Source organism: Streptomyces sp. G7(2002), from assembly GCF_028870195.1.
Taxonomy (GTDB): Bacteria; Actinomycetota; Actinomycetes; order Streptomycetales; family Streptomycetaceae; genus Streptomyces; species Streptomyces nigrescens.
Genome location: NZ_CP102609.1, coordinates 271641 through 284040 on the forward strand (window position 1 = coordinate 271641; position 12400 = coordinate 284040).

Consider the following 12400-nt stretch of genomic DNA (forward strand, 5'->3'; position numbering starts at 1 on the left):
ACACCGACGGAGGTTGCCCCGCACGCGGCAGCGCTCGCGCGCACGCCCCGTGGAAGTCGGGGAAGAGATCGCTCGCAATATGCATGTCAGCCGCCGAGCGGATCCGTAGCTCCAAGTGGTCGTGATGCCATCCGCCCCCGTATGGCTGCGGCCCCGCTGCGGTGGCATGTGTGTAGGCCCAGGCCGACGCGGTGCCTGCGGGCGAGCAGGAATGGCCCGCTGTCGTCATCCGGGCCGAAGAGCGCGAGGGCCCGGTCGGGCACCGTCCCCGTACGCCGCCGGCCGGCCGGGCAGCTGCCGTAGCACGCCTTGCCGCCACCCAGGCAAAGCAGGGTAAATATGAACCATGAGCGGAAATTCGGGTCGTTTCCGGCGTTGGGTACGCCGCGCGCCCGGTCGTTCCGCCTTTCCGGGTGTGGCGCCTGCCGGGAGCGACGCCGACGACCAGCAGGACGAACGTCCTTCGGGGGCCGGAGGTCCGCAGCACGTACGGCCCTGGTGGGCCATGCGCAGCGTCGCCCGGGAGGTCTTCCTCCTCCAGCTGGTGCTCGTGGTGCTGCTCGTCGCGGCGGCGGTGGTGGCTCTCGTCGTCCAGGCCCGGCGGGACACCATGACCGACGCCCGGCACCGGACGCTCGCCGCCGCCGAGTCCTTCGCGCACTCCTGGGGGCTTCAGGAGGCGCTGAACAGCGACAATCCGACCGCGAAGCTCCAGCCGCTCGCTGAGGCGGCCCGCAAGGCCTCCGGTGTCGACGCCCTCATCGTGTACAAGCTCGACGGGATCACCCTCACCCACAGCGACCCGCGGCAGATCGGCAAGCACGTCATCGGTCCGTACGCCGAAGCAGCCCGCGGCAAGCCCTTCACCAGGACCTTCGAGGGCGCCCTGGGCCTCTCCGTGGTCTCCGCGGCCCCCGTCAAGGACCCCTCGGGCAGGGTCATCGCCCTTGTTGCCGCACCGGTCACGGTGGAGAAGGTGCAGAAATCGGTCAACCGGCAGCTGCCCCTCTTCCTGGGCACCGCAGTCGGGGCACTGGCTCTCGCCGGAGGCGGCGCGGGGCTGGTGAGCCGTCGGCTGCGCCGGCAGACCCACGGTCTGGGACCGGTTGAGATGACCCGGATGTACGAGCATCACGACGCGGTCCTGCACGCGGTACGCGAGGGCGTCCTCATCGTCGGGCGCGACGGGCGGCTGCTGCTGGTCAACGACGAGGCACGGCGGCTGCTGGACCTGCCCGCGGACGCGGAGGGGCGCCGTGTCGGCGACCTGGGGCTGGACCGCCGCACCGCCGAACTCCTGGCGTCGGACCGGACCGCCACCGACGAGGTGCACCTGGCCCAGGACAGACTGCTGGCCATCAACAAGCGGTCCACCTCCCCCTACGGCGCCCACCAGCGAAGCGTGGTCACCCTGCGCGACACCACCGAACTGAGGTGGCTGTCGGGGCGCGCCGAGGTGGCGCGGGAGCGGTTGAGACTCCTCTACGACGCCGGGACACGGATCGGCTCCACGCTGAATGTCGTGCGTACTGCGGAGGAGCTGGCGCAGGTGGCGGTCCCCCGGTTCGCCGACATCGTCACCGTCGAGCTGCTGGACCCGGTCCTGAAGGGCGAGGAACCGGCCGTGGCGGGTACCGAGCTGCGCCGGGCCGCCATCGCCGGCTTGACGCCGGACCACCCGCTCTACCCCGTCGGCGAGCTGCTCCGGTTCGTCCCGGGCACCCCGGTGGCAGCGGGTGCGGACCAGGCACGTTCCGTGGTGGAGCCAGACCTGGCCGGCTCGTCCACCTGGCGGTCCCAGGACCCGGAACGCGCCCGACGCATCCTGGACCACGGGGTGCATTCCTTGGCTGTCGTACCACTGCGCGCCCGGGGGGTGGTGCTGGGACTGGTGGACTTCTGGCGGTCGGGGGACTCCCCTCCGTTCGACGACGAGGACCGGTCCTTCGCCGAAGAACTGGCGGGGCGAGCCGCGGTGGGGATCGACAACGCCCGGCGCTACACCCGCGAGCGCACGATGGCCATGACGCTCCAGCGCAGCCTGATGCCCCGCGGCCTGCCCGACCAGGACGCCCTGGAGGTGGCGCACCGTTATCTGCCCGCGCAGGCCGGAGTGGGCGGTGACTGGTTCGACGTCATCCCGCTGCCCGGTGCCCGGGTGGCGCTGGTCGTCGGCGACGTGGTGGGCCACGGCCTGCATGCGGCGGCAACCATGGGCCGCCTGCGCATCGCCGTACACAACTTCTCCGCCCTGGACCTCTCCCCCGACGAGCTGCTGGGCCACCTGGACGAGTTGGTGACGCACATCGATGTGCAGGACGAGGACACCGAGGAGGGGCCGGCGATCACCGGCGCCACCTGTCTGTACGTTGTCTACGACTCCGTCTCCGGGCGGGTCACCGCGGCCACGGCCGGCCATCTGCCGCCCGCCGTGGCCCACCCCGACGGGAGGGTGGAGTTCCTGCAACCGCCGGTCTCCCCACCGCTGGGTCTGGGCACCGGCCTGCCCTTCGAGACCACTGAACTGTCGCTGCCGGAGGGCTCCCGGCTGGTGCTCTACACGGACGGGCTGGTCGAGAACCGCAGCCGCGACCTGGACGCGGGGCTGGAAGCACTGCGTGCGGCCCTTTCCGGCCCGGACCGTACGCCGGAGGACACCTGCGCCACCGTCATGCAGTCGCTGCTGCCCGCCAGGTCCACCGACGATGTCGCGCTGCTGGTGGCCCGGGCCCGGCGGCTGGACCCGGCACATGTCGCCGAGTGGGACGTGCCCCGTGACCCGGCGGGAGTCGGCCCGGTCCGCAATGACTGCGTCCGCCAGTTGGCGGACTGGGGTCTGCAGGACATCGCCTACGGCACCGAGCTCATCCTCAGCGAACTAATCACCAACGCCATTCGCTACGGCGCCGAGCCCATCCACGTCCGGCTCCTGCACACCCGCACCACCCTGATCTCGGAGGTCTCCGACGGCAGCAGCACCTCCCCGCACATCCGCCAGGCGAAGGCCACCGACGAAGACGGCCGCGGCCTCTTCCTCGTCGCGCAGTTCGCCGAACAGTGGGGCACCCGCTACTCCCCCAGGGGCAAGACGATCTGGGCCGCTCAGGCGGTCGGCCCCGGCGCCCTGCCCTCGCAAGAGGAGTCGCCGGAGGACCTCCTCAGCCGTTGGGAGGACGGCGGGGAGTGGTGAGGCTGTGGCGCGCGCCCGCGCCCGGGGGCCGGCGTGGCATCTCCGTACGCGCATGGCGCCTCCGTACGCGCGTGGCGCCTACTCGCCGCTATGACCTGGCCCGATCACCGTCCTGACAGAGCCCCACAAAGTCGCGGAGTACGCTGGTTCGGACCATTGCTGCCGAGAGAAACATCGGGCGGTGACCCGTCGCGGCGGGGTTGCGCCAGGACCGTCCGCGTGACAAGGCGTCGGTGGCCCTGCGGGCTGCGGGAGCGCCGAGGCCGGCGCCCGCCCGGCGAGCCTGCGGGGCCCCGTCGGCGGTCCCGCGCCACTGCCTGGCGTGCGCCGTCCTCCGCGGTGGGGTCGCGGTACGGGTGCCATGCGACCGCACCATGCCCATCTCATGGCTCGCCCTGGTCCGCGTCCGCCACCCGCCTGGCGGACCGCTCCCCCACCTGGCCCTGTTGGAGGCGTCGTGGCTACACATCATCGGGTCCGCGCAGGCGCTCTCCTGTGCTGTCTCGGCCTGGCGGCGCTCGGTCTCGGTGCGTGCCAGGAGGAGAGAAGCACCCGGCCGGTCCCGCCTTCCCGGGCCGGGTCCGCCGCGGAAGTGGGCGGGACGGCGGCACTGATCAAGGCGGCGAAGAAGGAGGGCAGGCTCAACACGATCGCGCTGCCACGCCAGTGGGCCAACTACGGCGGGCTGATCGACGGCTTCGAGAAGAAGTACGGCCTCAAGGTCGTCGTCGACCATCCCGACGTCCACAGCCGCCAGGAGATCGATGCCGTGAAGCGCTACCGTGGCCAGGAGCGCGCCCCCGACGTGCTCGACCTCGGGGATTCCTTCGCCCAGTCCGCGGCGCGGCAGAATCTGCTGGCCCCCTACCGGGTCGCGCAGTTCGACCAGATTCCGCCGGAGCAGAAGGACGCCGAAGCCCGCTGGTACAACAACTACGGCGGCTACATCTCCATCGGCTGCGACGCCGCCCGCGTCCGGACCTGCCCCTCGTCCTTCGCGGATCTGCTCCGGCCGGAGTACAAGGGCCTGGTCTCGATGTACGGCGAACCCACGATCGCGGGTTCGGCCTTCGCCGCCGTGTACGCGGCGGCGCTCGCCAACGGGGGGTCGTTCGACGACATCCGGCCAGGCATCGACTTCTTCGCCCGGCTCGACAAGGTCGGCAACTACAACCGGGCCGAGCCCGGCCCGGCCGCGATCGCCAAGGGCAAGACACCGATCAGCATCGAGTGGGACTACCTCAACCTCCAGCACATCGACCAGCTCCGCGGTACGAGCGTGAAGTGGAAGGTGTCCATTCCCTTCGACGGCAGCTTCTCGCAGTACTACGCCCAGGCGATCAACAAGGACGCCCCCCACCCGGCCGCGGCGCGGCTTTGGGAGGAGTACCTCTTCAGCCCGGAAGGCCAGAACCTCCGCCTCGTGGACTACGCCCGCCCGGTGCTGATGGCGGCCATGGCGAAGAACGGCACCCTCGACACGACCCTGGCCTCACGGCTGCCGACGGTCGAGGGCACACCGCAATTCCCGACCGAGGCACAGCTGAACAAGGCGCTGCGCACCGTCCGTGAGAACTGGGGCAAGGCCGTCGGCCCCAGCTGATCGCCCAGCCTGTACCGGGAGAGGACAGCGTGGCCCGTCCTCCGGCAACAGCTGTGGGCGCAGCCCGCCCACAACACAAGGGAAGCGGCAAGCTGCGCCCAGCAGTTGGGACGCCCTGCAGTCAGTCGGTGGCCAGCATTTCTTCCCGCAGGTGGGTGCAGATGCGGGTGAGGAGGCGGGAGACGTGCATCTGGGAGAGGCCCAGCTCCTCGCCGATCTCGGACTGCGTCATCTCCGCACCGAAACGGAGCTCAAGGAGAGTGCGCTCACGCTCATCGAGCTGAGCCAGGTGCGGCTTGAGAGCCTGGAGATTTTCAGCCAGAGCGAGCGCGGGGTCCTCGTTGCCGATCAGGTCGGCGATGAGTCCGGTCCGTTGCTGGCCGCCACCGGCTTCAATGGGACGGTCAATGGAAGTGGCGTCATAGCCGTTGCAGGCGACCAGCCCCTCGATGACCTCGTCCTCCTCCAGCTCCAAGAGAGCCGCGTAGTCGGCGACGGAGGGCTCAGGAATGCCGCGTCCCTCCAGCTCCTCGCGGGCGCGCGCAAGGTCCACGCGCAGCTCCTGCAGCCGGCGCGGGACGTGCACGGACCAGGTCGTGTCGCGGAAGAACCGCTTGATCTCCCCGGTGATGTACGGAATGGAGAAGGTGGTGAACTCGTTCTCCCGCGAGACGTCGAAGCGGTCGATGGCCTTGATCAGACCGATCGTGCCGACCTGCACGACGTCTTCCATCTCCTGCCCCCGGCTGCGGAAGCGGCGCGCGACGTACCGCACCAGCGACAGATTCATCTCGATGAGCGTGTTGCGCGCGTACTGGTACTCCGCCGTGCCTTCCTCAAGGGCCGCCAGCCTCTCGAAGTACAGCTTCGACAGGCGACGCGCATCCGGCGGGGCCACACACTGGGCTTTATCCACCAGCGGCAAAGAGGGCCGCGCAGACTCAGGCGCCGCCTCCCTCTCCGAGCGGGTCACAGATGTATCGGTCCGCGTCACTGCCGTCGCCATGGCCGGCTGCTCCTCTCCGTTGCCCGTCACTGCGTCGCTCCGTCGCCTACCCTCGGTCCACACGCAAAACATCTTCCATGCGGAAACTATTTTCGCGAGGCAACCACGGCGGCAGATGCCCTACGGCACGCACCCGTCGCGGTCGATGAGCCCAGCCCTTGTGCGAGCTGAATTCCGCGCTCTGACGAACCCTCTGGAAGAGCGGTCCACGCCTGTGTGATGGGGTGTTCCCGTCGGACCACCGTGCGAAGACGACGCACGACAGACGCAAGGGACACGATCGGTGACATCAGGCTCAGTGACCCGCTACGGCCGGAGCGGCGCCCAACTGCTCGCCCTGCTGCTCGCCGGGGCCGCCCCCGGCGATGCCGGGCGGGTACGACGCCGACTGGGCGAAGAGGAGCCCCGATACCTCACCTGGGTGCCCCTCACCGCTGAGGCCCGCGCGCAGGCGGCCGGCGACCCCGACGTGCGGGTACGGCGAGCCCTGGCCCGGGCCGAGGGTCTCAGCGTCGACGACCTGGCCGCGCTGCTCGATCGGCCCGACCCGGTCGTCGATCAGTGTGTGTACGAGCATGCCGGGGCCCGCCCGTGGATGCGGCGTCTCATCCTCTCGCCTGGGCGGCACCCCGAGCCCACCGCACTCGCCTCCCTGCTGGCCCGTATCTGCGCCACCACCCAAGAAGCGCCGGCGCTCCCCCACTTCGTGGGTGCGGCCGTGGTGAGCGAAGCACCCGAGCTGGCCGAGCACGCCTTGCGTACCTGCGGCCGCGCGCTGACCACGGCCGAGCAACTGCGTGCCGTACTCGGGCTGTTCTCGCATCCCGACCGGTTGCGCGCGCTGCTCGCTCCCGCCACCGGCCCGGCTCCCCTGCACCCCGCTGTTGCCGAGATCGCGCACAGGGCGCTGGAGGCCGACGGCGACACCGGCGGTGGCGGCGGTGGCGGCGGTGACACCGACGGCGGCACCGGCGGCGACCGGCTGCGCGCCGCGGTGGCCATCGCCGAGGGGTCCGAGGGCCTGGTGGCCGGACTCCGCGCGGGCGAAGCCGAACCGGCCTGGCGCCGCACCGTTGACTGGGACGCCATCGTGACGGCTCATCAGGCCGCGCCGCTGCCGGAGCCGGCCGTACGCGTCCTCGCCGCCCACCCCGGCTGTCCCGAGCATCTGCTCGCCGACCTGTACCGCACCCACCCCACGGTTGTCGCCGAAGCCGCACCCCCCTGTCCGGCCCTGCTGCGCGTCGCCGTACACACGCCCGGGCACCCCGAGCTCCTCCGGATCGCCGCCGGCCTGGGCCCGTCCAGTGACCAGCCAGACCTCAGCGCAGTCGTCCTCGACACCGTCGCCCCCGCGCGCACAGCGGCCCGGGCTCTGCTCGAACTCGGCCCCACCGCACCCCTGCGCATCCTCCTCTATCGCCAACTCGGCGCGGATCCGCAGCGCTGGGCCACCCTGCGCACCTCGCTGTCCCGGTACAAGGGCACCCTCGCCGGCCTTCTGGCCGGCATCGCCGACGGCACGGTGCCCGAGCCCGGCCCCACGGTCATACCTCCCGCCCTGACCAAGCCGTACCGGTTTCTGCTGTACGCCGCCGAACCCGACGATCTGCGCGTGCTGCTCCCCCACCTGCCCGACGAGCTGCTGCACGCCCTGCTCGGCAAGGGCGCGCTGCCGGCGCACGCGCTCGACACCGCGCTCGCGGCGTCCGGCCCCCGCGTACGGGCCGCCCTCGGCCGCAACATCACCCTGGGCATACGCGATCTGCGCCGGTTGACCGAGTGCGACGAACCGACGGTCAACGCCGCCGTGTACCGCAACCAGAAGGCCACCCTCTCCCTGCGCCGCGCGATCGCCTCCGGCGTCCCCCGCACCCCGGGCCGCGTCGAACTCGTCCCCTTCGACGCCGCACTGCGCACCGAACTCCTCGCCACCGAGGACCGTTTCCGCCGCAGCCCGCTGATCACGAGCGGCGACCCCGAACTGGTCCTGCACTCCTGGGGATGGTGGGCGAGCGACGAAGCGCGCCACTTCTCCGTGGTCCGGGTGTGGGAACGCGGTGGCCCGGACACCGTGCGCCGGCTCCTTGATCTGGTCCCCGACGCCGACCCGTCCTCGGTCCTCGCCAAGGCGGCCGCCGCGCTGGAGCACCCCGACGGCCTGGACCGGTTCCGGGAAGGGCTCGAGCCCTACGAAGACCCCGAAGCGCTCCCCCAGGTCTTCGCCACCCCGCGCGGACGCAACGCCACCCGCCGGCTGATGCGGGAGATCGTGCACGAGCCCTACGTGTACGACTTCCCATGCCTGGTCGCCGCCCATCACGAGCACGCCTTCGAACCCGAGCCCATCGAGGAGCTCCTCCGCCACGAGGACGTCGACGAGGCGATCCGCCAGGCCCTCACCACCCGCGCAAGCGCCCTCGACGCCGAGCCGGTCGATCATCTGCGTTCCACGGCGTACGACGCCGGCCTGCACGGCTGGTTCGTCGCGACCGTCGAGCGGGGCCTGCTCGGACCCGAGCGGCTCGTCGACACCGCCCAGCCGGCCGCGGCGGCCCTCCCGTACCTCGGCCATGTCGGCGCCCGGGCACGCGGGCACGCCGTCGACCTCGTACGCGAGCATCTGGCCGGCCATCCGGAAGCGTGGGTCATCGCGCTCAACCTGGTCGGCACCTTCGCCGGCTCACTCGCCGAACTGATCACCACAGCCGCGAGCGTGGCCGGCCCCCGACCCGATGCCGAAGAGCTGGCCCGCCTCGACGCGAACGCCCGGACCACCGACGCCCCGGACCCGGCCGAGGCACCCGTCCCCGCACTCACCCACGCCGAGCAACGGGAGCGGGAAAAGGTCCTTGACCCGCACGCGGCCCTCGCCTCGGCACACCTGCTCCGCACGCTCGTCGCGGCCGCGCCGCTGCCCACCGACCCCTCTGTGCTCGACGTCCTCGCCGCCACGCACATGACCGACTTCCCCGGTCCGTCCCATCCTGACTGGCTCGTGGAGGCGTGTGAGCGGCACGCCTCGCCCGACACTCGCCGGCGCCTCGTCAAGCAGACGACCGACGGGCACGGGAAGCCCAACCTGTTGGCCTGCCGGCAGGGGCTCGTGGCGCCCAGCGAGATGGTTGCCCGGACACCCGCGCGCGAGATGTCGCCGCACCCGAGGGACTGGTTCACACGTGATGTGCCGGCGGAGGCCGCAGTGAGTGCCGCGCGCCGACTGGTCGCCGACCGGCTCGGCACCGATCCCGAGCGGTGGCTGCGCGCGCTCGCCGCCATGGACACCGACTGGGCCGATCGGCCTTTCGTCGAGCTGCTCGAGCACGGCAGCGCGGACACCGTCCCCACCACCGTGCTCACCCCGGCAGGCGCCGGACTCCTGCTGCACGCGGGCACCGACGCGCTCGCGGCCGTACTGCCGCGGCTGGACGCGCAGGCCACGCTCACCCTCACCGAGCGCGCCTGTGCGACCAGACACCTGCCCGACGCCCTCCTGGACCATCTGTTCACCCACGACGACCGCGCCGCGCTGCTCGTCCTGGCTCGAAGCTCCCGCCATCGGGAGCTGCATCTGCGGCTCCTGGCAGTCGACGACCCCACCATCAACGCGACGCTGTTCGGGGCCGTCCACAGCAGCAGCTCGACCGTCGAGATCCGCCGGATCATCCTCTCCCGCCTGCCTCAGGGCCGCGCCACCGACGGGCCTGACGATCTCCTCCCGCTCGCCCCGGAACTCCGCGAACGGCTGCTCGGCCGGCCCTACTTCGACAAGCGGTCGGCGGAGTACCACCGCGTTCTGGTCGAAGCGGCCGACCCCGAACTCGTGGAGCATGCGCTGGCCTCGTGGGGCAAGCGCCTTCCGCTCCCGGACCACCTCCTGGCCGCGCGCAATACGCTTCGCCACGGCGGCCCTGACCGTCTCCGTTCGCTGATCGACCGGGGCCTGCTCAGCGTGGGCGCCGCCAAGGTCGCCACGAAGGCGCTGTCCGCGCCCGACCCCGTCGCGGTGCTCACCACCCGCCTCGACAAGGAACTGAGCACGGAGCGCCTCGTCGCCAAGCTCCGCACCTGTGGGGAGTACGACCACGAGGAGATCCTGGCCCTCCCCTACACCCGCGACTGGGACGTCCTGATCCGGGCGCACGAACAGGATCCGTTTCGCTCGCGGGTATGGGGCACCATCGCCCGGCTGCCGGACGCGCCGGACGAGCTCGCGCCGGCGGCCTTCGAATACTGGTCCTGCTTCATCGACCGCACCCTGACCGACCGCGGCCCCAGCTGGGCCCGTGCGGCCATCGGGAACATCCCGAACCTGTCGCTCCAGCGAAAGGAGTGGGCCGCCGTCCTCGACGCCCTTCTCGAACGGGGTCTGCTCTCCGGCGAAGAGATCATCCACGGTGGTGCGATGGCCAACCGCATGCTCCACTACCTCGCCGAAGTCTCCGTCCGCCAGGAAGTCCCGACCGCCCTTCAGGCCGCCGTTCAGGACGCCACGAACGAACTGGCCGTCCTGGCCGGGAAGCTCCTGGGCACGGACGACGAAGCCTGGCAACGCCTCTTCGCCGCACTGACCGGCAAGGACCCTCACTGGCCCATACCCGACTCCCGCACCACCCCCGCCGCCCTCCTCCACCACGCATCCCGCACACCCCTCGTCCAACGCTGACCCTGATGTCCCCACACGCGGGAAGAGCCGAGCCGCCGGCGGTCTCGAGGCTCAGCGGAGCAGTCCACGCCGATGCCGTCGCTGACATGGGCGGGCTCTGCCATAGGGTCTGTCCATGCCAATAACGAGTGACCCGCTGCCCACCATCGGGGGCCGCGCCGTCGGCATCTTCGGCCTGCTGGTAGCCCTCGGCATCTGCGGCGTATCCGGATATCAGGCCGCCGTCGCAAGCGGGCTCTTGGGCACTGCCGGCAAGCTGACCGTCAGCGAGTGCCACAGCGGTGGTGGCGGCCGCGGAGGCATGCGCCACTGCTACGGCACCTTCCACCCGGCCGAGGCCGGTGACAGCGATGGCCTGGCGAGCGGTCCGCACGCCCGAGTGAACACACGGGAGGCCGAACCCGGCGACACCCTCCAGGTCCGCAAGGGCAGCGCAGGCTACGTCGTCGCCGGCATGGGCTCGGCCTGGGTCCACATCGCCTTCGCCTTCCTGGGACTGCTGATCGGCTCAGCCGCACTTCCCGTAACGGCGAGCGGCGTCTTTCCGCAAAGGGGCACGGGTCAGGACCTCTTCGCCGCGGTACGCGGTACCCGGCTCGCCTGGATCGCCAAGCGCCTGGCGCTCATGTCCACCGCCGGAATAGCCGTCTCTGCCTACCTGGCCTGGCTGTTCTGACCTTGATCAGGACAGCTCACCCTCCGCTCCCGCCATGCGATCTTTGCCATCCCGGCCTTCCGGGTCGGCAACCCCGCCCCGTCCAGGCCACACCGGATGCCCCGCCCGGAACTGTCCGGACAAGCCGCTGACCAGCCCGGACAGCCGCACGGCTGTCCCGGACAGCGAAAGCCATTGCCGGAAGGGGTCCGGTCCCCCAGGCTCGGTTGCTGTCGCGGCGGCCGGCCCCACCGGGGGAAGGGCGGCCGCCGCGCCCCCTCACCCCACCCGACAGCCGGACAGGAGTCGTCCCATGCCCACGCACGCCCCGCGCGCCCGCCGTCTCGTACCGACCGCCGCTCTCGCCACCGCCCTCGGCACCGTGCTGCTGCTCGGCGGCACGGCCGAGCCGAGCTGGGGTGCCACCGCCGCCAAGTACCCTGGGCAGGTCAAGTGCCCCAAGGGCGATTACCAGTTGTGCATCGACGGCGGCCCCGGTGGCTTCACCATCAGCGGCAGGAAGTTCTCCGGCCACGACAACGCGATCCTGCTGAGGAACGTCTCGAACGTCACGGTCAGCGGGAACACGTTCAAGAACCTCAGCGGCTCCACCGGCTACGCCGCCGTCCACGTGAAGAACTCCTCCGGCATCGTGATCCGGAAGAACACCTTCTCCGGGCTGCGCAACGGCGGGAACATGCACGGTGTCTACCTGGTGCAGACCTCACGCAGCAGCATCACCGGCAACAAGTTCTCGTCGATCACCGGGGACCCCGTACGGATCAGGGACGGCAGCCGGAACAACACGGTGAGCGGGAACACCTTCACCAAGTCCGGCCAGTACGCCCTGTTCAGCGAGTGGGGTCGGCTGGAGAAGGGCGAGACCTGCGGTCGCGGCAACGTCTTCAAGAGCAACAAGTACGGAACCGGCTACTCCGGCAAGCGGCTCCCGCTGATCAGGTGGGGCGGCAAGGGCGGCGGCAGCACCGGCCTCAGGCTCACCTGGAACAACTGCAGGAAGGCGAGCATCGTCAACAAGGGCGGCAACAGCAAGCTGTAGGGCCGAAACCGCAACCACAGCGGGGGCGCCGCCCCTCGTTCGCCGTACGGGCACTGCGTCTCCTCGCGAACCGGAGGCATGAGCTTTTGCGTAGATTCTCCGGTTCCGGGGGCCGTGCCCGCCCAAGGAGGTGACGAACGGCTGCCGTCAAGGATGACTCTCACGCCCTGTCTGAAAGCCGCCCCCAGGCAGGGCGTCAGGTCCCCCTTGCGCCCAGCGC

The 12400-nt window shown here is 71.0% G+C and carries 6 protein-coding genes; 5 read left to right on the forward strand and 1 reads right to left on the reverse strand.

Annotated elements, in window-relative coordinates; all coding sequences use genetic code 11:
- Positions 1–505: 505 nt before the first annotated feature.
- Both NUT86_RS01210 and NUT86_RS01215 read left to right on the forward strand, forming a co-directional pair.
- Entirely contained in the window at positions 506–3190 is a 2685-nt protein-coding gene (locus NUT86_RS01210; protein WP_274732754.1) for a SpoIIE family protein phosphatase/ATP-binding protein, read from the forward strand.
- A 457-nt stretch (positions 3191–3647) separates the two neighbouring features.
- A complete protein-coding gene (locus NUT86_RS01215; protein WP_274732756.1) occupies positions 3648–4793 on the forward strand; it encodes an ABC transporter substrate-binding protein in 1146 nt (381 codons plus the stop codon).
- A gap of 121 nt (positions 4794–4914) precedes the next feature.
- Here NUT86_RS01215 and NUT86_RS01220 read toward each other — a convergent pair whose 3' ends face one another.
- The gene (locus NUT86_RS01220) at positions 4915–5799 is read right to left on the reverse strand and encodes a SigB/SigF/SigG family RNA polymerase sigma factor (RefSeq protein ID WP_274732758.1); all 885 of its coding nucleotides are present in this window, start codon (positions 5797–5799) and stop codon (positions 4915–4917) included.
- A gap of 283 nt (positions 5800–6082) precedes the next feature.
- Here NUT86_RS01220 and NUT86_RS01225 point away from each other — a divergent pair, with 283 nt between their 5' ends.
- The 3 genes from NUT86_RS01225 (at position 6083) to NUT86_RS01235 (ending at position 12180) form a co-directional block, all read left to right on the forward strand.
- A complete protein-coding gene (locus NUT86_RS01225; RefSeq protein WP_274732759.1) occupies positions 6083–10465 on the forward strand; it encodes a hypothetical protein in 4383 nt (1460 codons plus the stop codon).
- A gap of 115 nt (positions 10466–10580) precedes the next feature.
- Positions 10581–11141 (forward strand): hypothetical protein, encoded by a 561-nt coding sequence (locus NUT86_RS01230; RefSeq protein WP_274732760.1) that lies wholly within the window; start codon positions 10581–10583, stop codon positions 11139–11141.
- Between the two features lie 292 nt (positions 11142–11433).
- Positions 11434–12180 carry a right-handed parallel beta-helix repeat-containing protein gene (locus tag NUT86_RS01235; protein WP_274732762.1) on the forward strand — a complete coding sequence of 249 codons (747 nt, stop codon included), beginning with the start codon at positions 11434–11436 and terminating at the stop codon, positions 12178–12180.
- Positions 12181–12400 lie beyond the last annotated feature (220 nt).

Excerpts from the sequence above, each read along its gene's own strand:
- NUT86_RS01235 (WP_274732762.1), top strand. The coding sequence starts at position 11,434 with ATGCCCACGCACGCCCCGCGCGCCCGCCGTCTCGTACCGACCGCCGCT.
- NUT86_RS01220 (WP_274732758.1), bottom strand. The coding sequence starts at position 5,799 with ATGGCGACGGCAGTGACGCGGACCGATACATCTGTGACCCGCTCGGAG.
- NUT86_RS01230 (WP_274732760.1), top strand. The coding sequence starts at position 10,581 with ATGCCAATAACGAGTGACCCGCTGCCCACCATCGGGGGCCGCGCCGTC.
- NUT86_RS01210 (WP_274732754.1), top strand. The coding sequence starts at position 506 with ATGCGCAGCGTCGCCCGGGAGGTCTTCCTCCTCCAGCTGGTGCTCGTG.